Annotated in this window: 2 tRNA genes; both read right to left on the reverse strand. The window is 54.9% G+C overall.

The window, feature by feature from the left end:
• Window positions 1-2: 2 nt before the first annotated feature.
• Window positions 3-76: transfer RNA gene (locus L975_RS16940), tRNA-Met, on the reverse strand.
• Window positions 77-104: 28 nt separating this feature from the next.
• Window positions 105-178, reverse strand: a tRNA-Cys gene (locus L975_RS16945).
• Between the last annotated feature and the right edge of the window lie 79 nt (window positions 179-257).

The raw sequence follows: 257 nt of genomic DNA on the forward strand, positions 1-257 counted from the left end.
GGTTGCGGGAGCTGGATTTGAACCAACGACCTTCGGGTTATGAGCCCGACGAGCTACCAAGCTGCTCCATCCCGCGACTGATGTAAAACTATGATGAGAGAAATTGGAGGCGCGTTCCGGAGTCGAACCGGACTAGGCGGATTTGCAATCCGCTACATAACCGCTTTGTTAACGCGCCTTTTTTGGAGCGGGAAACGAGACTCGAACTCGCGACCCCGACCTTGGCAAGGTCGTGCTCTACCAACTGAGCTATTCCC

Origin of the sequence: Plesiomonas sp. ZOR0011 (assembly GCF_000800945.1) — a bacterium.
Taxonomy (GTDB): domain Bacteria; phylum Pseudomonadota; class Gammaproteobacteria; order Enterobacterales; family CAMTGL01; genus Plesiomonas; species Plesiomonas shigelloides.